Source organism: Enterococcus sp. AZ140 (genome assembly GCF_051714405.1).
GTDB lineage: Bacteria > Bacillota > Bacilli > Lactobacillales > Enterococcaceae > Enterococcus_B > Enterococcus_B pernyi.
Map to the genome: position 1 here is coordinate 2144935 of NZ_JBIORU010000001.1, position 19848 is coordinate 2164782.

Below are 19848 nucleotides of genomic sequence, written 5' to 3' on the forward strand. Positions count from 1 at the left end.
CTACCCGTCCTTTCATTTCTATTTTATTATAACTGGTATATACCTAATTCTCAACAAAAAAGAGCCCATCATGCGGTTCATTCCACTGCCTTGCCCTCCGACATAATAGCGTTTGGATAGAGACCTATGATCATTCACTCTTATTCAATAAGTAATTAAAGTAACAAGCCCTTACTATTCTTGCTCGGAAACGACAGAATCAAAAAGGCTGGCTCAAGTTTACCCAATTAATCATTGATCCAATGTTTTCATGGCCGTTGCCATCATCAAACGGATTCGATTCAATTGATTGACTACGGAAGCACCTGGGTCATAATCGATTGCCGTAATGTTGGCTTTTGGGTAACGATGACGAAGCTCTTTGAATACCCCTTTGCCTACAACATGATTCGGTAGACAGCCAAATGGTTGCATACAAACGATATTAGGCACATCAGTTTCCAACAATTCAATCATCTCCCCGGTTAAAAACCAGCCTTCACCAGTCTGATTGCCAATTGATAAAATCTGGCTTGCTTCCTCTGCTAATTGATGAATTGGTGTTATTCCATCAAAGCGTTGTGATTTCCTTAACGCTTTATCCATTGGCTTTACAACCTGTTCAATCAAGCGGATAAGAAACTGCGCGACCCATTTGCTTTTTTTCGAATGACCTAAATGTTCATATTTCCAGATTTGGTTGTATATCGAATAATTCATAAAGCCCATGATATCAGGAACAACGACTTCAGCTCCTTCTTCTTCTAATAATCGGACGATATCATTATTGGCTGTCGGTGAATACTTGACTAGGATCTCTCCAACAATCCCTACTTTAGGTTTCGTTTGGTTCGTTAGCGGAACCGTGTCAAAATCATGGATGATTTTCGCCATATTTCGATTGAAATTTGTCAAAGAACCATTTTTGACATTGCGTTCCACTCGTTCAAGCCATTGTTGGTGCATTTCATCAATCGTGCCTTTTTCTATCTCATATGGTCGAGTGCGGTAAACGACTCGTTCAAAAAGATCGCCATATAAAAAAGCAACAGCTAAACGTTTCAACAATGGCAATGTGAACGTAAAACCAGGAGAAGATTCTACCCCTTGATTGCCGAAAGACACTGAAACCACAGGTATCTGTGGGAAGCCAGCTTCATCAAGCGCCTTGCGAAGTAGTGGGATATAATTAGTCGCTCGGCATCCACCTCCTGTTTGGGTCATCATCACGCTGGTATGATTTAAATCATATGTGCCACTTTCCAATGCCTCGACTATTTGCCCAATCGAGATGATTGCTGGATAACACGCGTCATTGTTGACATACTTCAACCCAACATCAACGGCACTGCCACTTTCACTTGGCAAACAAACGACTCGATATCCCGAGGATTTTAGAGCAACATCAACTAAACCAGATTGATGGATAGGACTCAACATTGGCAATAACAAGGTATGTGTTTTCTTCATTTCTTTGGTAAAGGTGATTTTTTCTGGTGTCAGAAATTGTTTTGTTGGTTGAAATTGTTGTTTGGTTCGTGCATTGACTGCCGCTTTTAATGAGCGCAAGCGTATCCTGATAGCACCTAAATTTGCGCCTTCATCGATTTTTAGGACAGTGTATAACTTGCCATATTGCCCCATGATTTCTTCCACTTGATCCGTTGTCACCGCATCGATACCGCAGCCGAAAGAGTTTAATTGCACTAATTCTAACTCCTTAGATTTGGCGACGACTCGGGCAGCTGCATATAACCTTGATTGATAGACCCATTGATTCACTACTCGTAATTGCCCCACATCTCCTAGATGAGCAATGCTATCTTCTGTCAAGACATGGAAGCCTTCTTGTGTGATCAATTCTGCAATCCCATGATTGATTTCCGGATCTAGATGGTAAGGACGACCTGCAAGGACGATGCCACGTTCATTGTTTTGATGCAGCATCCTTAAGGTTTCTTCTCCTTTTCGCTGAATCTCTTTTTTAAAATCGGCTAATGCTTCATATCCTTGGTGTAAGGCTTCTTTTATTTGATCTTCTGAAAATCCATAGTCAGAAAATGTTTGGTGTAACGTCTTTGCCACTGATGCTTCGTTCGCTAGATTCAAAAACGGTTGACGGTAATCGATCCTTCCTTCCCGAATCGCATCGACATTATTTTTGATGACATCTGGATAACTTTGAACGATGGGACAATTAAAATGATTGTCCGCTTGGTTGTTCTCCTTTTGCTCAAAGATCACGCCCGGATAAAAAATGCAGGAAACCCCAGCATCGATCAGTGACTGGATATGGCCATGCACCAGTTTTGCTGGATAGCAGACGGTATCACTGGAAATCGTGTCGATTCCTTGTTCGTAGATTTCCTTACTCGAACGAGGGGATAAGACTACTCGAAAGCCTAAAGTACGAAAGAAAGTCTGCCAAAGAGGAAAGTTTTCATACATATTCAATACTCTTGGAATCCCGATTTCCCCGTTGACAGCTTCTGTTTTTCGTAATGGACGGTAACGGAATAATTGCCGAGATTTTTCAGCCACTAAATTGATTTTCTTATCGGCTTTTTTGATTTTGATCTGTGCCCCACGTTCACAACGATTACCAGAAATCAACTTCCGACCATCAGAAAATAAAGTGACCGTCAATAGGCAATTGTTCTCACACAACCCACAGTGCGTCAATTCTTTTTCTGTGGTCAACTGAGACAATTCTTCGAATGAGAGTACTTCACTTATTTCCCCTTTTTGATATTCTTCCAAAGCAATCAAAGAAGCCCCATATGCACCCATCAATCCTGCGATAGAAGGACGAACAACTTCTCTTCCACTGATTGTTTCAAATGCTCGCAAGACTGCATCGTTGTAAAAGGTTCCACCTTGGCACACGATCTTATTGCCTAGATCTTCTGGTTTTCTGATTTTGATCACTTTGTAGATCGCATTTTTGATCACAGAATAAGATAGACCAGCCGAGATGTCTCCAACAGAAGCGCCTTCTTTTTGGACTTGCTTGACCTTTGAATTCATGAAGACCGTACATCTGGAACCTAAGTCCACAGGGTTCTTGGCTGAAATAGCAGCAACCGCAAAATCTTGGATTCCATAACCTAATGACTTAGCAAATGTTTCGATAAATGAACCACAACCTGAAGAACAGGCTTCGTTCAATTGAATCGAGGACAATGCACCGTCCTTGATCGTCATTGCCTTCATGTCTTGTCCGCCAATATCTAAAATAAAATCGACACCTGGTTGAAAAAAATTTGCTGCTTTATAATGCGCCATCGTTTCGACTTCACCAATATCGATTTTCAATGCACTCTTGATCAACGCTTCACCATACCCAGTCACTACCGCTTTACCGATAAAGCAGTCTTTGGGCATTTGCTCATACATATTTTTCAATACGTTGATGGTTGTTTCTAAAGGCTGTCCTTCATTGTTTCCATAAAATGAGAATAATAGCTCTCCTGATTGATTGATCAAGGTGACTTTCGTCGTTGTCGAACCAGCATCAATACCTAGAAAAGCCACCCCCTGATGGGTAGCTAGCGCACGTTCTTGCACCTTCGCTTTTTCGTGTCGGCTGCGAAAATCAGCTAACTCTTGATCGTTCTGAAACAATGGCGCTAAAGAACGAGATGGATGAAGCAACTCTTGCTCTTGGCTTTTCAATTTCTGGATTAATTCACTGAGTGTTTTTTCCTTTGAAGTTTTTGCGTGATAAGCTGCCCCTAATGCTACGAATAGTTGCGGATTTTCTGGAAAAATCACTTCTTCCGTCGATAGACCGAGCGTTTCAATAAAGCGTCGCCGTAATTCAGACATAAAGTAAAGTGGGCCACCTAAAAAGGCGACCTTTCCTTTGATCTTTCTGCCTGCTGCTAAACCAGCGATCGTTTGATTGACGACGGCTTGAAAAATACTAGCAGCGATATCGGCTTTCGCCGCTCCTTCATTGATCAGTGGTTGTACATCCGTTTTAGCGAATACACCACAGCGAGAGGCAATTGGATAAAGCTGTTGGTACGCTTTAGCTAGTTCATTCAACCCATTTGCATCGGTTTTCAATAGTGCTGCCATCTGATCAATAAACGCGCCTGTCCCTCCCGCGCAGCTACCATTCATGCGTTGTTCTAAAGAAGAACCAAAAAAAGTGATTTTGGCATCTTCTCCCCCTAATTCAATTGCTACATCTGTTTCGGGAATCCTTTCTTCAATCGTTTTTGTACATGCAATCACTTCTTGGATAAAAGGTAATTGTAGATGTTCCGCTAATCCCATACCGCCAGAACCAGTGATGGCAAAAGCAATCCCCTGATCTTGTAAGGTTGTTTTGGCTTCTTCTAATATGTTGATGGTTGCTTTTCTGATATCTGCATAATGTCGTTCGTATTTAGCAAAAAGAGTTTCGCCATGGTTATCAAGAATCACTAATTTTACTGTCGTTGAACCTACATCGATACCTCCGTACATTTTCATCGTCTCGCCACCTTCTTAAAAAAACGCTTTGTTGAACATTGAACAAACCGTCTGTTATACTACATATATCTATTTTAAAACGATTTAGAGCGATTGCAATAAGCAATAATCGTCAGTTTGTGAGATAAACAACAATCGTGTGCGATTTGTCGACCAAAAGTGAGGAGATTTTTATGATGAAGAAAAACGATCTTCGAGTGAAACGTACCAACAAAATGATTATTGAAGCGTTCTTACGTTTACTAGAAACAAAAAGTATGGAGCGAATCACGATCCAAGAAATCGCCGATGAAGCAATGATCAATCGTGCGACTTTTTATGCTCATTTCAAAGATAAACAAGATCTCTATGAGCATTTATTCCATATCGCTATCCAGACATTTACCTCGATCTTAGATTTGGAACCCTTGATGGAAGGCAATAAATTGAAGCTGAAACGGGTCAACCGCGCCTTAACTCAAATTTACCAATTGGTGGCTGAGAACAAAGCCATATTTATTACGACTTTGGACGGCACTTCGATCGAGTTTTTCAGAAAAAAGTTGAAAATTTTCTTATCAGAAAAATATGCCACTATCTTTGATCGTCTAAAAATCACAGAGAACGAACTAGAAGTACCTATTGACTTTATCACAGAATACATAACTGCCATTTTCACCGGTACTTTACATTGGTGGGTCACTAGTGATACCGAGATGACACCACAGCAGTTAGCTACTTTAGTCATCAAATTAGTGGGAAATGGTCACTTGACCGTCTTAGGGATCGAGATTGAAAAATAACAAAAGCTCTGAAGAACACAAGATTATGTGAACTTCAGAGCTTTTGTTATTCTTAACGATTTTTAGACAACCATTTTTTGGTATGATTTGTTGGACGTTTCGCTTTGATTTGGACAAATTTTTCTGATTTTTTCGGTACATGGATCTCTACATTGTACTTCTCCGATTTGATCATATCGTAAATTTTTTCTGCTGTTTCATCTACTTTTTGTTTCCACTTCATTTGTGCCGCCTCCTTTTTTCTTCTTATATCTACTCTAGCCTATAATAGCAAAATCAGCAAGAAACAAGGTGTTTTACACAAAAAAAGAGTGATCTGCAACTGATCACTCTAGGAACTGGGGTAGCTGGATTCGAACCAACGCATGAGGGAGTCAAAGTCCCTTGCCTTACCGCTTGGCTATACCCCAATGAAATGGAGGAGAGTGGATTCGAACCACTGAACCCTAAGGAACGGATTTACAGTCCGTCGCGTTTAGCCACTTCGCTACTCCTCCGAAAGGTTTGTATCAACCTGACTTAGTTATAATACCTAATTTTCCAAGTGATTGCAACCCTTTATTGAAAATTTTTTTGATATTTTTTTATTCGTGTAAATTCCAATGACGAATTACTGTTTCTATCGCATTTTCAAGACTTTTTTCTTTGCCAAAGTCTTCTTCTCCCAAGAAAATCTCAAATTCTTTTGGGCCATACGCTAAAATTTCACCGATCATTTTTTTACCAATAAATAACTGCGTTACCTCATATGTGTTCCCTTTGATCGTTTTTTTGATCTCTTCGGTACGCACTTCAATATCTTTATTCTTTTTTGACATTATTTCCCACCTCCTCAATAGTTTATCACATTTAACGGCAGAAAACATTCACTGCGTGCCTTCTATTTGATAATTTATTTTCCTGCTTCTTGTTGCGCTAGATAATTTGCTGCTGCCCCTATCAGGTTCGCATCATTGCGATACTCACACAGGGTGATCAATGGATCAAAATCATTCAACCCAAAATGATTCGTCAATTTTTTCATCCGTTGATTGATTTCTGTCAGTAATCCCTCTTTTGCAGAAATTCCGCCACCCAATACGATCACTTCTGGATCAAAAGAAAATTGAATACTAAATAACCCTTTTGTTAAATAATCATAAAAAGATTCAACTTCTTCTTGTGCGAGAGGATCACCATTTTCTGCTAATTCAAAGACTTCTTTTCCACTAAAGGTATGTTTATCTAATCCTTTGCGTTCACAATACCGCCACGCCATTTGGACTGCCGTTCCTAATGTACTGAATGTATGCTCCCCATTAAGAAACATCAAGCCAAATTCTCCGCCATAAAGATGAGCGCCTTTATTCAATTCACCATTAGTGAACATCGCACCACCTACGCCTGTACCAATTACTACAAAAGCAACATTTTGATAGCCACGAGCAGCACCTTCATAAAACTCAGCCATTCCCGCGCAATTCGCATCATTTTCCATAGCAACTGGCAGACCAAACAATTCCTCTAATTCAGTATAAATATCAAACCCATGGATATAAGGGATCGCGCTGATACCTTCAATCACTTGTCGTTGGCTATTCACAACACCTGGTGCACTAAAGGCGACCCCACTGATTGCTACTTCTTGTGATAATTGTTGGAATACCAATAATAATTGCGCTTTCATTTCTTTCCATGTAGCTGGTGTTGTGAACTGACCTTTATGTGTTAGTGTTTCTTGTTCCCAATAACCATATTTGACAGCTGAACCACCAAAATCGAATGCTAAAATCCCCATAATTATTTGTTCCTCCTCGATAGTTTTTCATCATTAGTTTCACTGTGAAACGCTCTCTTTTTATTCTATAATTCTTTGGCTAAAGTGACTTGATCTCTTAGAAGTATTCCTTCTTCATAGATTGGTTCTGGGTAGTTATTGATGAAGTAATCCTTTTCTCTTGATACTTCTTTAAAGCCTTTTTTCTGATAAAGATGTAACGCTGGATTCGTGATGCTTCCTGTACGGATCAGTATTTTTGTTGGTTGTTTGCATTCTTTGCTCAACTGTTCGAGTGCATGGTCAATCAGCTTGCCACCGATTCCTCTTCCTTGATGCGCATCAGCAACAGAAACATTCATGATCTCACATTCCGTTTCTCTGATTTCATAAACAAGCACACCAATCACTTCATCCTGCTCTTTCCAGATAAATCCATCGCCATTGGTCACATAAGTGATCACTTTGTCTTTATCAGGATCGGCTTCTAGTAGTAACGCCCATGGTAAGTCACTTTTGTTCAATTGTTGAAACATCGCTTTCTCCCATCTAATAAAAATCAATGACTCTATTTTTTGTATTTTTTATAGTCTGGCATCGATTGATCTTCTTTATTACGCGTCAAACGAAAGTTACGAGGCACATAATCGATACCGCCTTTCACAAATGGGTGGCAACGAAAGATGCGTGCTGTTCCCATTAGGGTTCCTTTGAGCGCACCATGTACTTGGATGGCTTGAATCATGTAATTGGAACAAGTTGGATAATACCGACAACTTGGTGGGAACGCAGGTGAAATAAAACGCTGGTATCCTCGAACTAAATAAATTAAAATCTTTTTCATATTTTCATCTCCATAAAAAAGAGGATTGGTCATACATCCACTTACCATCCCCTATAACCGGATAAACGGTGTTCTAAAAGCAACTCCTACAGAAATAAGCGCCAAAACCCAAAAATATGAAAAGCTATTTTCGGATTTTGGCGCTTATTTCTCGGAGCTGTACGCTTTTGCCACAACCTCTTTTTATCTTATCTGTTACCTAGTGTACACACTTAACTAAAGAAATCAAAGATATGCAACCATAAGCTCGGTTGAAAGACCTTGAATGGACTTCCACCGCCAATCAAACCATATCCGATCATTGTTCCAATGATGAATAATAGGAGTACAAGTAAAATGACAGCTAAAATTTTTACCAAACTTATCAAAATATAGCGTGGACTCGTCATCTCTCGTCACATCCTTAAGCGATTGTTTGTGGTGTTTTTTCGACTGGTGTTTCTTCTACATTTACACGTTCCACATCTGCACCTAATTGTTGCAATTTAATATGGAAATTATAATAGCCACGATCTAAATATTTTAGGTTACGAACGCGTGTGATTCCATTTGCTTTCAAACCAGCTAATACGAGCGCTGCTGCTGCTCTTAGATCTGTTGCATAGACTTCAGCACCTTGTAATTCGTGATTACCATCCATGATTGCAATGTTACCATCGATTTTTACATGTGCATTCATTCTGCGCATTTCTTCAAGATGTTGGAAACGGTTCTCAAAGACTGTTTCAGTCACAACACTTGTACCTTCTGCAACCAACTGAATAGCAGTCATTTGTGCTTGCATATCCGTTGGGAAACCAGGATGTGGCATTGTTTTTACATCTGTTGGTAAAATATGTTTTGGTCCGATGACACGAACGCCACCGTCTTCTTCAGTGATCGTTGCACCCATTTCAATCAATTTAGAGATCAATGGACGATTATGCTCAGAAATCGCATCAGCGATCAATAGATTGCCTTCAGTCATTGCTGCTGCTACCATGAAAGTACCAGCTTCGATACGGTCTTGGACGATTGAATGGTTGACTGCATACAAATGATCAACGCCTTCGATACGCATCGTTTCTGTACCAGCGCCATAAACATTCGCACCCATTTTATTTAAGATATTCGCTAAATCAACGATTTCAGGTTCACGTGCGACGTTTTCAATGATCGTCGTGCCTTTTGCTTTGACAGCAGCCATCATGATGTTTTGTGTCGCACCAACACTTGGAAAATCTAAATAGATCGTATTTCCGATCAGTTGATCGGCGATTGCTTCGATATAACCATTCTTTTGAATGATTTTTGCACCCAAGGCTTGAAAACCTTTTAGGTGTAAATCGATCGGACGTTTTCCAATCGCACATCCACCAGGCATTGCAACTTTTGCATGACCATTTCTAGCCAATAATGGTCCCATCACAACGATTGACGCACGCATTTGGCTTACGTATTCATAAGGTGCTTCAATTTCTAATTCTCTCGATGCATCAAGTGTCACACGATTATTCTCTTCATCAAACGCTACATCTACGTTCAAATGACGGATCACTTGATTCATAGTGAACACGTCAGAAAGAATTGGCACATTATCTAAAACGGTCGTTCCTTCTTCAGCCAATAAACTTGCGGCTAAAATCGGCAATACCGCATTCTTTGCTCCTTCGATCTTTACTGTTCCTTTTAATTGATTGCCACCTTTTACGATGATCTCTTCCATGTTGTTCCCCCCAAAAAAATCCGTTGAGTATACATTCGCTCAAAATCTTTTTTATTATATCACTTCTTGTTTTAAAATAGTACCTTTTTTTAAAATTATAGGCTGACGAAAAGATTTCGACATAGCGCAATGATCTCTAAGAAAAAACTGCTCGCTGTATACCCTAAAAAAATTGAAAAAAGGACAATTGCCATTCTAATTTGTGTCGTATGCATTGAACGAAAAAAAGCGTCAACGCGTAAAGAACGCAAAGACCAAAAGGCTAAGTAAATAAATGCCAAATGACTAACGATCCGAATGATTGCATCAATACCATATACTTGCATCATTACGCCCTTTCTAACAAATGTTTTTGATAACTAACACACTGATGATACCATAAATTTTATAAAAGTAGAAATTATTGGTTGTAAAAATGATAAATCTCTGTAATTTTCTTGACAAACTCTGAAAAATGGATGAAAAATATCATTTCTTTACACTAAAAAAATAAATTTTATCCTAACAATGAATGATAAAGAAAAGAAGAGATCGGGAAACACACGTGGCTGCATTAGCACCCATAAGTGTTTGTCCCGATCTCTTCTTTTGGGAGTTGTTCTCCCACCATAATTCAATTACTTGTCAATTATAGTAATCACTTATGTTTTGATACATTGATACGGTTCACTGCGCGGTGTAACGCAACAGTTGCCCGTTTCAGTTCATTCTTATCTTCTTTTTGTTTGGCTTCTTCGATTTGGCGTTCAGCACGTTGTTTTGCGCGTTCTGCTCGAGTGACGTCGATATCTCGTTCACGTTCCGCACTATCTGCGACGATTGAAACTAAGTTATCGCGAACTTCCATGATGCCGCCGTTCACAGCGATCCAGTCAACGTGTGTATCTGAATCTGTCCGCTTCACACGAACTTCATCGATTGTTAAAGGCACGATGATGGGCGCATGCTGTGGTAAAATACCAAGTTCGCCAGCAGTAGTGCGTGCAACAACGATTGCCGCATGGTGATCATAAACTAAACCATCGGGAGTAACCACATTAACAGTTAAATATTGATCCATGGGGCACCCCTTTCTAGTAGCCTAGTTTTTTCGCTTTTTCGACAACGTCTTCGATTCGGCCGACACTGCGGAATGCTTCTTCAGGAAGGTCATCGTATTTACCTTCAAGAATCTCACGGAAGCCTTTGACAGTTTCTTCAACTGGTACATAAGAACCTGGAAGACCTGTGAATTGTTCAGCTACATTGAAGTTTTGTGATAAGAAGAATTGGATTCGACGAGCGCGTGAAACCAATATTTTTTCTTGATCTGATAATTCATCCATCCCTAAAATAGCGATGATGTCTTGCAATTCACGGTAACGTTGTAATACATGTTGTACTTCAGTCGCTACTTTGTAGTGTTCTTCTCCTACGATTTCAGGAGATAACGCACTTGATGAAGAAGCAAGTGGGTCAACGGCTGGATAGATCCCTTGTTCGGTCAATTTACGTTCCAAGTTTGTCGTTGCATCTAAATGGGCAAATGTCGTTGCTGGCGCTGGGTCAGTATAGTCATCCGCTGGCACGTAGATTGCTTGGATCGAAGTGATCGAACCTTTTTTCGTTGAAGTGATCCGTTCTTGGAGTTGTCCCATTTCAGTCGCTAAGGTTGGTTGATAACCAACCGCTGATGGCATACGTCCTAGTAAGGCAGATACTTCCGAACCTGCTTGGGTAAAACGGAAAATATTATCAATAAATAAGAGCACGTCTTGTCCTTCGACATCACGGAAATATTCCGCAATCGTCAATCCAGTTAGTGCGACACGCATACGAGCACCTGGTGGCTCATTCATTTGTCCAAACACCATCGCTGTTTTTTCGATTACGCCTGAATCTTTCATTTCGTAATACAGATCGTTTCCTTCACGGGTACGTTCACCAACACCGGTAAACACTGAGATTCCCCCATGTTCTTGGGCGATATTATGGATCAATTCTTGGATCAGTACGGTTTTACCAACACCGGCACCCCCAAACAATCCAACTTTCCCACCTTTTAAATAAGGTGCTAATAAGTCAATGACTTTGATCCCAGTTTCAAGAATCTCTGTACTTGTGCTTAATTCATCAAAATTTGGTGCTTTCTTGTGGATCTCGCTTCTTTGGGCATCCTCTGGAAATGGTGCTTCCAAATCGATTGTTTCACCTAACACGTTGAACACACGACCTAATGTTTCTGTTCCAACTGGTACAGAGATCGCTTTACTTGTGTCGATGACTTCCATTCCACGTTGTAGTCCATCCGTCGATTCCATTGCGATCGTACGGATCACACCGTCACCTAATTCTAATGCTGCTTCAAGAACAACTTTTGATTTTTGCTCATCATTTTTATAAACAACTAATGCGTTGTTGATATCTGGTAAGGATTGGTCTAAAGAAAATTCCACGTCGACAACGGGACCGATTACTTGAACAATCTTGCCTGAACTCATCTTTTTTCCTCCAATCTCCTTGCTATTCTAGTGCCGATGCTCCGGCAACAATTTCGGTAATTTCTTGGGTGATCGCCCCTTGTCTTGCACGGTTATAAGAAACCGTCAGATCATCGATGATGTTCGCAGCATTATCTGTTGCGGTTTTCATTGCAGTCATTCCCGCGGCATGTTCTGCCGTTTTCGCATCGACGATCGCACCATAAATCAAACTTTCGGCATATTGCGGCAACAGTTGAGTCAAGATTTCTTCTTTTGAAGGTTCAAAAATATATTCTTGCTCAAAGCTTTTCGCTTCTCCCGGATCTAAATCTGAAATAGGTAACATTTTTTCTACACGAAATTGACTAGTCAATGAATTGATATGATGGTTATAACATACATACAATTCGTCAAATACTTCATTTTGATACATGGTCGTTGCCATGTTCACGATTTTACGAACCTCATCAAAGCTAGGTTGATCAGACAAATTGCGCAGTTCATACGCTAAGTTGATGTCACGAGCTTTAAAGAAATCCGCTCCGGTACCACCAATGGCGATCATGACATATTCATCTGGTGATTGATGATCTTCTTCCAAGATGGACATGGTTTGTTTCAATATGGAACTATTGTAGCCACCGACTAACCCACCATCAGCTGTGATCACGATATAACCGGTTTTTTTAACTGGTCGACTGATCAGCATACTATTATAATTGACATCTCCTCTTGGATTAGCCGAAGCAATGTCAGTTAATTGTGTTGCTGTTAAATGCGTAACGATTTCTCTCACCTTATTGGCATAAATCTGGAACTTCTGTGAAGAAGCTTCAGATTTTGTCAATTTAGAAGCTGAGACCATTTGCATGGCACGAGTGATTTGGCTCGTTTTTTTCGTTGACGCGATTCGTGTCTTGATTTCATTTAATGAAGCGCCCATTCATCTCACCTCACTATGCATTTTGAATGGATTTCAATTTGTCTTCTGTTGAAGAATTATTTCCTTTTGTTGCCATAAAGATATCTTTGTACTCTTGAATTGCTTGGTTCAACGCTTCTTCTTCTGGAAGATCTTTCGTTGTACGGATCGTTTCAAAGAGATCTGCATGATTTGTCTCAAGATATTCAAATAACTCATGTTCAAAATCTAAAATGCTATCTACAGGGATACTGTCTAAGTAACCGTGTGTCAATGCATATAAGATGACTACTTGTTTTTCCACTGCAAGAGGTGCATGTAATTTTTGCTTCAAGATTTCTACTGTACGACGACCACGATTCAATTTCGCTTGTGTCGCCGCATCTAAATCAGAACCAAATTGCGTAAATGCTTCTAATTCACGATAACTTGCTAAGTCTAGACGCAATGTTCCGGCAACTTTTTTCATTGCTTTGATCTGTGCTGAACCACCAACACGAGAAACTGATAACCCTGCATCTACGGCTGGACGAGTTCCTGCATAGAACAAATCACTTTCTAAGAAGATTTGTCCATCAGTGATCGAAATGACGTTTGTTGGAATATAAGCAGAGATATCCCCAGCTTGTGTTTCAACAAATGGTAAAGCAGTCATTGACCCTCCACCTAGATCATCACTTAATTTTGCTGCACGTTCTAACAAACGTGAGTGCAAGTAGAAAACATCCCCTGGATAGGCTTCGCGGCCTGGTGGTCGACGAAGTAATAAAGAAAGCTCACGATAGGCAACAGCTTGTTTAGATAGATCATCAAAAATGATCAATACATGTTTGCCGTTATACATGAATTCTTCACCCATAGCTGTTCCAGCATAAGGTGCGATGTATAGCAATGGTGCAGGTTGAGAAGCGCCCGCATTGACTACGATCGTATAATCCATTGCGCCATATTTTTTCAATGTTTCTACTTGTGTACGTACCGTTGAATCTTTTTGTCCAATAGCTACATAGATACAAATCATATCTTGACCTTTTTGGTTGATGATTGTATCGATTGCAATCGATGTTTTCCCTGTTTTACGGTCACCGATGACTAATTCACGTTGTCCACGTCCGATCGGTACTAACGCATCGATCGCTTTCAACCCTGTTTGCATTGGTTCGTTGACTGATTTACGTTGCATAACACCAGGTGCCATCGCTTCAACTGGACGTGTTTTGTCCGTCACGATTTCACCTAGCCCATCAATGGGTTGTCCTAAAGGATTGACGACACGTCCGATCATTGCGTCCCCTACAGGTACTTCCATGATCTTTCCTGTGCGTTTTACTTTATCCCCTTCACGAATGGATTCAAAATCACCTAAGATAATGATTCCGACATCATTTGATTCCAAGTTTTGTGCCATACCATATGAACCGTTCGAAAATTCAAGTAGTTCACCACTCATGGCATTTTCAAGTCCATGCGCACGTGCGATTCCGTCACCAACATAAGTGACTGTACCGATTTCTTCGACTGAAAGCACGTTTTCATAATGTTCAATTTGTTCTTTAATCAAGGCACTAATTTCTTCTGCTTTGATAGCCATTCGATTCACCTACCTCTTTGTACTATCTATTTAATTGATTACGCAATTTTTCCAACTGCGTCCGAATGCTTCCGTCGATCACTTGATGATCTGCTTCTACAATTGCCCCACCAATGATCGTAGAATCAACTTGTTGCTTCAATTCGACCGTTTGATAGTTCATTGTTTTAGCGACATTTTCTTCAAGTCTAGTCAATTGTTCCGCTGAAAGTGGGACTGCTGTAGTCACACTTCCCAGTAACAAACCATTATTTTCATTGTAGCGATGTTCATATTCGTCGATCATCAAAGGTAGATCGTTCATCCGATTGTACATGAACACGACTTCTAAAAAGTTTTTTACAATTCCTTGATAACCACTGACTAATTTGTCCATGATCAATCGCTTTTCATGAGGTTCCAACCGAACATCACTAAGGATACTCCCTAATTCAGGAACATCAGCATAGATTTTACGTAGACTAAGAAGTTCTTGGTAAATTTCTTCTGTATTATTTGAATCGATCGCCAGTTCAAATAATGCTTTTCCGTAACGTCTACCTACTGTATATTTATCTAGTTTCATTTGACGAACCTAGACCTTCGATGTATTGATTGATTAAAGATTCGTGCATTTCTGGAGATAATTCTTTATTCAAGATTTTTTCCGCGATTTGAAGAGAAAGTTCAGCTACATCGTCTTTGACTGAGTTCAATGCCGTATCACGTTCCATCGTGATATCCGATTGGGCTTTACTTTTTAGACGAGCAACTTCTTCTTGCGTCTCCTTCAAAATATTTTGGCGGCTTAATTCTCCACTTTCTTTCGCATGTTTGATGATATCCGCAGCATCAGAGCGAGAAGCCAACAATTGTTGCTCACGTTCTTGTTCTAATTTTGCTGATTTGATGCGAGATTGTTCTGCAGAATCTAAATCATTGGCGATCTTATCTTCACGTTTTTTTAAAATATCGCTGATCGGTCCCCACGCAAAGTGTTTTAATAGGACCATTAATATCAAAAATGAGCCGCTGACAACGATGATATTACCTAACATCGGATTGCCAACTTCTGCAATTGCCAATTGATTCAGCATAGGTTAGCCTTCCTTTCTCTGAGAATCCAGTTTTCTTAGATTGCGTATTTAATAAAATAGTAGATAGCTTTTTTGACTATCGCGCAACCTGAGCATTTTTATTACACACCAAAAACTAGGATCAAGGCGATAACAACACCTAGAATAGGAACGGCTTCGACTAAGGCTACCCCGATGAACATCGTTGTACGTAATTGACCTGACATTTCAGGTTGGCGTGCCATTGATTCGATTGTTTTAGAAATTACTTGACCATTACCGTAACCAGCTCCGATAGCTGCCCCTAAGATTGCGATTGCTGCTGCGATATAATTCATAATTTACTTCCTCCTAAAATAGTTTAAATAGTAATTAAATCTAGTTGTTTTACTCTTCTACTTCGATTTTGTGACTCATATATACCATTGATAAAGTGACAAAGACAAATGCTTGGATGCTTCCGATAAATAGTGAGAACGCGATCCAAACCATCTCTAACGGAATTGCTAAAGGCAATGAGAACCAGCCTAAGCTTGTCATCATTTTTGCGATCAAAGTTAGCAATACTTCTCCCGCATAAATATTCCCATAAAGACGTAAAGCAAGTGTTAACAAGTTTGTGAACTCTTCGATCACCTTCATTGGAAACATAAAACTATAGGGTTTTAGGAACGAGTTGACAAAGTAACCTTTGAAACCGAGCTTCTTCACCCCGAATAGATGAGTAAGTGTGATCATAATAAATGCCAATGTTAAAGTTACAAACGGGTCTGCTGTCGGACTTTTCCAAAGTGTCGTTTCGCTAGGTAAGACGATTTTTGTAACTAAACCGATATTGTTCGCAACAAAAACGAAGAGAAACAAGGTAAATGCCAATAAATGAAAATTATTCAATTCTTTTCTAGGTACATTATCTGTAACGATCCCTCGTGTAAAATCAATGACCCATTCAAGTGCATTTTGCTTCCCAGTTGGCTTCATCTTTAGATTTCTTGTAAAGAAGTAAACTAAAAAGAAAACGATCAAACAAGTTAACAACACCATCAAACAAACAGTCCCATCAAACCAAACCGGTCCAATGTGGAACGTTAGCGAGCGTTCATCCAATCCATTTCACCTCTTTTCCCCGAATTTCACATAAAATCAATTTCATGTGTGTATCTGGTTTTTCTTTATCGGTTTCTAACCAAACGGTATCATACCACCACGAAATAGAAATTTCAAAGTATTTTCATGAAAATTAGACACTTTTTTATTTCAGTCTAAAAATCATCAAAAACATGGATGATATGATGTCTGGAAACTCAGAAAAAACCTGTGATAATCATGTTTCATCAGATTAAATGCTAACAAATTTTATCATTAAGTAAATCTAAAAGCACCGAATATGCGAAAAAGGATAATGAAATTATCTAGAGAAATTTTTTAATGTACGATCAATTTGTCGATCCACATCTTTTCGCTTCAGATCTTCTCGCTTATCATACGATTTTTTCCCTTTGGCCAATCCGATCAAGACTTTCGCATAGCCATCTCGGATATAGACTTTCAAAGGAACAATCGTGATTCCGGTATTTTTTGTTTCATTCAATAAACGCGCAATTTGCTTTTTATGCAATAACAATTTTCTAGTTCTTAGTGGATCATGATTAAAGATATTCCCTTGCTCATAAGGGCTGACATGGACATTATGCAAAAAAGCTTCGCCGTTTCTCACACGAACAAATCCATCTTTTAAGTTGATACGACTATTGCGAATAGATTTGATCTCTGTACCTTGTAAAACCATTCCTGCTTCCATTGTGTCGATGATCGAATAATCATGGCGAGCTTTTTTATTTTGCGCAATCAGTTTTCCCTCGCCTTTTGGCATTGGACATTCCCCCAATTCATTTTCATTTTTTATTTATTTTTTCTTTTTCTTCTTGGTGACGCCTTTGTAAAAAGGTTTTTTTCCTTTTTTCCCTTTTTCTTTTTTTGGACCATATTTACTATCGGCTTTTTTCGGACGTTTTTTCTTGTCCGTTTGCCGTCCATTTGAATGTTTTGAAGAACCTCTATTTGCTTCTTTTCTTCTTCCTTTTGGCGCTTCCAGCGGTGCCAATTCTTCTGCTGAGACTAATTCAAAATCAACCGCTCGCTCAGTAGGATCAGCCTTGACTACTTTCACTCGTACTTTTTGCCCGATCTTGAATGTTAATCCTGTCCGCTCACCAACGAGCGCTAGATGGTTTTCAATGTAGTGGAAGTAATCTTGTTTTAATTCATTGATATGAATCAAACCTTCTACTGTATTTGGAAGTTCGATGAATAACCCGAATTTCACCACAGAGCTGATGATCCCATCAAATTCTTCTCCCACTTTATCCATCATAAACTCGGCTTTCTTCATTGAGTCCACTTCACGTTCTGTTTCAACTGCACGTCGCTCCATTTTCGAGCTATGATCGGCAATATCAGGCAGTGCATTTTCCCAATGCGTCTGATTGCTTTCACTTGGATCTTGACCATATGAACGAATCAAACGATGCACGATCAAGTCTGGATAACGACGGATCGGTGACGTGAAATGTGTATAGTACTCTGCTGCTAATCCGTAATGACCAAAATTATCCTCAGAATAGCGTGCTTGTTGCATACTTCTTAACAACATGGTATTGATCACTGCTGACTCCGGTTTTTCTTCAACATCTTTGATCACTTTTTGTAAGTCCTTAGGTGTGATCGTGCCCTTCGTTCCTTTGACTAAAATTCCTAAAGCAGATGCAAAATCAAAGAATCGTTGCATTTTCTCTTCTTTTGGTTGCTCATGGATACGATAAATAAAAGGGAAATTCGCACGTGAATAATGTTCTGCCACCGTTTCATTGGCTGCTAACATAAAGGATTCAATCAAACGTTCTCCTACACCACGACTCCGCAAGAGGATATCTTGAGGGTGACCGTCTGGATCAACCAAGATTTTGGCTTCCCGATCTTCAAAAGAGATCGCACCACGACGAATACGCATCGTCTCTAAGATCTCATGCAACTCACCCATCGCTTGAAACATAGGAACCAATGATTCATAGCGAGCCATAGTTTCTTCGTCTTGCTCTTCTAAGATCTGATTGACTGCTGTATAAGTCATTCGCTCTGTTGTTTGGATCACACTTGGAAAAATCTCATGAGAAATGATTTTCCCTATTGGGTCGATCTCCATTTCACAACTCATCGTTAAACGAGGAACCTTAGGATTCAGCGAACAAATACCATTTGATAAACGTTGCGGGATCATCGGAATCACACGATCAGTCAAATACACACTTGTTCCACGTTCATAGGCTTCACGATCTAATTGACTGCCTTCTGTCACATAGTATGAAACATCGGCAATGTGGACACCTAAAAAGTAATTCCCATTATCTAACTTTCTAACTGTGACTGCATCATCTAAATCTTTGGCATCTTCGCCATCGATCGTCACGATCAATTGGTCACGTAAATCTCTGCGACCAATCAAATCTTTGTCACTGATACTATCTGGTACAGCATCTGCTTCGCTTAATACATCATCCGGAAAATGGGTCGGTATCCCATTGGCTACGACAATCGATAAAATATCCATCCCAGGATCATTCTTATGACCAATGACTTGTTTGATGATTCCTTCTAAACTCGTTGCATAGCTTTTTTCTGGATAATGGGTCAATTCGATCAGCACGATACTTCCATCTACTGGACGGACACCTTCTGCTGCGGCGTACACTTTGAATTGATTCATTTTTTTATCTTTTGGAATGACTACTCCATAAAGATCCGTTTCTGCCATTTCATCTTCTGTATAAGCGATGAACTCTCCGGCAATTTGTGTGGTTGCGCGTTGACGAATCTCAACGACCTTTCCTTCGGCTCCACGATCCGAAAAGGCATCCGCCGTTTTGACGATATCGATTGCAACAGTATCCCCGTCCATCGCATAGCCAGTCGCTTCTTTGGGGATATACACATCATCTTCTTCAGGATCGATCGTGACAAACCCAAATCCTCGCTCATTTGCGCGGAACGTTCCTTCAATCAAAATAGGCTGAAGTGGCAGTTTGATTTTTCCTTTTTTGGTAAATACGATACTTTGTTCTCTTTCCATCTGTGCGATGGTTTGCACTAGTAATTTAAAATCTTCGCTTTTTTGAAAGCCAAGACCTTCAGCGATTTCTTCCATCGAAAAACTTTTCTTACGACTGCTTTCAATAAAGAAAATGATTTTTTCTTTTAATGTTTCTTTTGTCAT

The 19848-nt window shown here is 39.8% G+C and carries 20 protein-coding genes and 2 tRNA genes; 1 reads left to right on the forward strand and 21 read right to left on the reverse strand.

What is annotated here, in order from left to right:
* Positions 1-231 precede the first annotated feature (231 nt).
* Positions 232-4461: an acyl-CoA dehydratase activase-related protein gene (locus IGJ39_RS09810; protein WP_430607673.1), complete on the reverse strand. Its 4230-nt coding sequence runs from the start codon at positions 4459-4461 to the stop codon at positions 232-234.
* Between the two features lie 173 nt (positions 4462-4634).
* Here IGJ39_RS09810 and IGJ39_RS09815 point away from each other — a divergent pair, with 173 nt between their 5' ends.
* On the forward strand, positions 4635-5243 hold the full coding sequence (locus tag IGJ39_RS09815) for a TetR/AcrR family transcriptional regulator (protein WP_029594141.1): 609 nt from the start codon (positions 4635-4637) through the stop codon (positions 5241-5243).
* A 52-nt stretch (positions 5244-5295) separates the two neighbouring features.
* Here the strand turns inward: IGJ39_RS09815 and IGJ39_RS09820 are convergent, their stop codons facing one another.
* From IGJ39_RS09820 to rnr, 20 genes are all read right to left on the reverse strand, one after another.
* On the reverse strand, positions 5296-5466 hold the full coding sequence (locus tag IGJ39_RS09820) for a hypothetical protein (RefSeq protein ID WP_010734900.1): 171 nt from the start codon (positions 5464-5466) through the stop codon (positions 5296-5298).
* Positions 5467-5581: 115 nt separating this feature from the next.
* Positions 5582-5653, reverse strand: a tRNA-Gln gene (locus IGJ39_RS09825).
* Positions 5654-5659: 6 nt separating this feature from the next.
* Positions 5660-5740 (reverse strand) — tRNA-Tyr (locus IGJ39_RS09830).
* A gap of 87 nt (positions 5741-5827) precedes the next feature.
* Positions 5828-6061, reverse strand: a complete 234-nt coding sequence (locus IGJ39_RS09835) for a DUF2969 domain-containing protein (protein WP_010734899.1) — start codon at positions 6059-6061, stop codon at positions 5828-5830.
* 74 nt (positions 6062-6135) lie between these two features.
* The gene (locus IGJ39_RS09840; RefSeq protein ID WP_430607675.1) at positions 6136-7020 is read right to left on the reverse strand and encodes an ROK family protein; all 885 of its coding nucleotides are present in this window, start codon (positions 7018-7020) and stop codon (positions 6136-6138) included.
* Positions 7021-7085: 65 nt separating this feature from the next.
* Complete coding sequence (locus IGJ39_RS09845) at positions 7086-7535, reverse strand: GNAT family N-acetyltransferase (protein ID WP_430607678.1); 450 nt, start codon at positions 7533-7535, stop codon at positions 7086-7088.
* A 32-nt stretch (positions 7536-7567) separates the two neighbouring features.
* Entirely contained in the window at positions 7568-7843 is a 276-nt protein-coding gene (yidD, locus tag IGJ39_RS09850; RefSeq protein WP_010734896.1) for a membrane protein insertion efficiency factor YidD, read from the reverse strand.
* Positions 7844-8055: 212 nt separating this feature from the next.
* Positions 8056-8232: a DNA-directed RNA polymerase subunit beta gene (locus IGJ39_RS09855; RefSeq protein WP_010734895.1), complete on the reverse strand. Its 177-nt coding sequence runs from the start codon at positions 8230-8232 to the stop codon at positions 8056-8058.
* Positions 8233-8246: 14 nt separating this feature from the next.
* A complete protein-coding gene (gene murA, locus IGJ39_RS09860) occupies positions 8247-9548 on the reverse strand; it encodes a UDP-N-acetylglucosamine 1-carboxyvinyltransferase (protein ID WP_065095663.1) in 1302 nt (433 codons plus the stop codon).
* 95 nt (positions 9549-9643) lie between these two features.
* The gene (locus tag IGJ39_RS09865; RefSeq protein ID WP_029594144.1) at positions 9644-9874 is read right to left on the reverse strand and encodes a DUF1146 family protein; all 231 of its coding nucleotides are present in this window, start codon (positions 9872-9874) and stop codon (positions 9644-9646) included.
* Between the two features lie 311 nt (positions 9875-10185).
* Positions 10186-10608, reverse strand: coding sequence for a F0F1 ATP synthase subunit epsilon (locus IGJ39_RS09870; RefSeq protein WP_010734892.1), 423 nt, complete (start codon positions 10606-10608; stop codon positions 10186-10188).
* A gap of 13 nt (positions 10609-10621) precedes the next feature.
* Entirely contained in the window at positions 10622-12028 is a 1407-nt protein-coding gene (gene atpD, locus IGJ39_RS09875) for a F0F1 ATP synthase subunit beta (RefSeq protein WP_010734891.1), read from the reverse strand.
* Between the two features lie 22 nt (positions 12029-12050).
* Positions 12051-12953, reverse strand: coding sequence for a F0F1 ATP synthase subunit gamma (locus IGJ39_RS09880; protein WP_010734890.1), 903 nt, complete (start codon positions 12951-12953; stop codon positions 12051-12053).
* A gap of 13 nt (positions 12954-12966) precedes the next feature.
* On the reverse strand, positions 12967-14523 hold the full coding sequence (gene atpA, locus IGJ39_RS09885) for a F0F1 ATP synthase subunit alpha (RefSeq protein ID WP_010734889.1): 1557 nt from the start codon (positions 14521-14523) through the stop codon (positions 12967-12969).
* Positions 14524-14545: 22 nt separating this feature from the next.
* Complete coding sequence (gene atpH, locus IGJ39_RS09890; RefSeq protein WP_010734888.1) at positions 14546-15088, reverse strand: ATP synthase F1 subunit delta; 543 nt, start codon at positions 15086-15088, stop codon at positions 14546-14548.
* Entirely contained in the window at positions 15075-15599 is a 525-nt protein-coding gene (gene atpF / locus IGJ39_RS09895) for a F0F1 ATP synthase subunit B (protein ID WP_010734887.1), read from the reverse strand. Before atpF ends, atpH begins: the two co-directional genes overlap by 14 nt.
* 101 nt (positions 15600-15700) lie before the next feature.
* A complete protein-coding gene (gene atpE / locus IGJ39_RS09900; protein WP_010734886.1) occupies positions 15701-15916 on the reverse strand; it encodes an ATP synthase F0 subunit C in 216 nt (71 codons plus the stop codon).
* Between the two features lie 49 nt (positions 15917-15965).
* Positions 15966-16685, reverse strand: coding sequence for a F0F1 ATP synthase subunit A (gene atpB / locus IGJ39_RS09905; RefSeq protein ID WP_010734885.1), 720 nt, complete (start codon positions 16683-16685; stop codon positions 15966-15968).
* A 301-nt stretch (positions 16686-16986) separates the two neighbouring features.
* Entirely contained in the window at positions 16987-17451 is a 465-nt protein-coding gene (gene smpB / locus IGJ39_RS09910; protein WP_010734884.1) for an SsrA-binding protein SmpB, read from the reverse strand.
* Between the two features lie 33 nt (positions 17452-17484).
* Complete coding sequence (rnr, locus tag IGJ39_RS09915; RefSeq protein ID WP_438764575.1) at positions 17485-19848, reverse strand: ribonuclease R; 2364 nt, start codon at positions 19846-19848, stop codon at positions 17485-17487.

Coding starts and splice junctions, on each gene's coding strand:
- IGJ39_RS09810 (WP_430607673.1), bottom strand. CDS start 4,461: ATGAAAATGTACGGAGGTATCGATGTAGGTTCAACGACAGTAAAATTA.
- IGJ39_RS09815 (WP_029594141.1), top strand. CDS start 4,635: ATGATGAAGAAAAACGATCTTCGAGTGAAACGTACCAACAAAATGATT.
- IGJ39_RS09820 (WP_010734900.1), bottom strand. CDS start 5,466: ATGAAGTGGAAACAAAAAGTAGATGAAACAGCAGAAAAAATTTACGAT.
- IGJ39_RS09835 (WP_010734899.1), bottom strand. CDS start 6,061: ATGTCAAAAAAGAATAAAGATATTGAAGTGCGTACCGAAGAGATCAAA.
- IGJ39_RS09840 (WP_430607675.1), bottom strand. CDS start 7,020: ATGGGGATTTTAGCATTCGATTTTGGTGGTTCAGCTGTCAAATATGGT.
- IGJ39_RS09845 (WP_430607678.1), bottom strand. CDS start 7,535: ATGTTTCAACAATTGAACAAAAGTGACTTACCATGGGCGTTACTACTA.
- yidD (WP_010734896.1), bottom strand. CDS start 7,843: ATGAAAAAGATTTTAATTTATTTAGTTCGAGGATACCAGCGTTTTATT.
- IGJ39_RS09855 (WP_010734895.1), bottom strand. CDS start 8,232: ATGACGAGTCCACGCTATATTTTGATAAGTTTGGTAAAAATTTTAGCT.
- murA (WP_065095663.1), bottom strand. CDS start 9,548: ATGGAAGAGATCATCGTAAAAGGTGGCAATCAATTAAAAGGAACAGTA.
- IGJ39_RS09865 (WP_029594144.1), bottom strand. CDS start 9,874: ATGCAAGTATATGGTATTGATGCAATCATTCGGATCGTTAGTCATTTG.
- IGJ39_RS09870 (WP_010734892.1), bottom strand. CDS start 10,608: ATGGATCAATATTTAACTGTTAATGTGGTTACTCCCGATGGTTTAGTT.
- atpD (WP_010734891.1), bottom strand. CDS start 12,028: ATGAGTTCAGGCAAGATTGTTCAAGTAATCGGTCCCGTTGTCGACGTG.
- IGJ39_RS09880 (WP_010734890.1), bottom strand. CDS start 12,953: ATGGGCGCTTCATTAAATGAAATCAAGACACGAATCGCGTCAACGAAA.
- atpA (WP_010734889.1), bottom strand. CDS start 14,523: ATGGCTATCAAAGCAGAAGAAATTAGTGCCTTGATTAAAGAACAAATT.
- atpH (WP_010734888.1), bottom strand. CDS start 15,088: ATGAAACTAGATAAATATACAGTAGGTAGACGTTACGGAAAAGCATTA.
- atpF (WP_010734887.1), bottom strand. CDS start 15,599: ATGCTGAATCAATTGGCAATTGCAGAAGTTGGCAATCCGATGTTAGGT.
- atpE (WP_010734886.1), bottom strand. CDS start 15,916: ATGAATTATATCGCAGCAGCAATCGCAATCTTAGGGGCAGCTATCGGA.
- smpB (WP_010734884.1), bottom strand. CDS start 17,451: ATGCCAAAAGGCGAGGGAAAACTGATTGCGCAAAATAAAAAAGCTCGC.
- rnr (WP_438764575.1), bottom strand. CDS start 19,848: ATGACAAAAGAAACATTAAAAGAAAAAATCATTTTCTTTATTGAAAGC.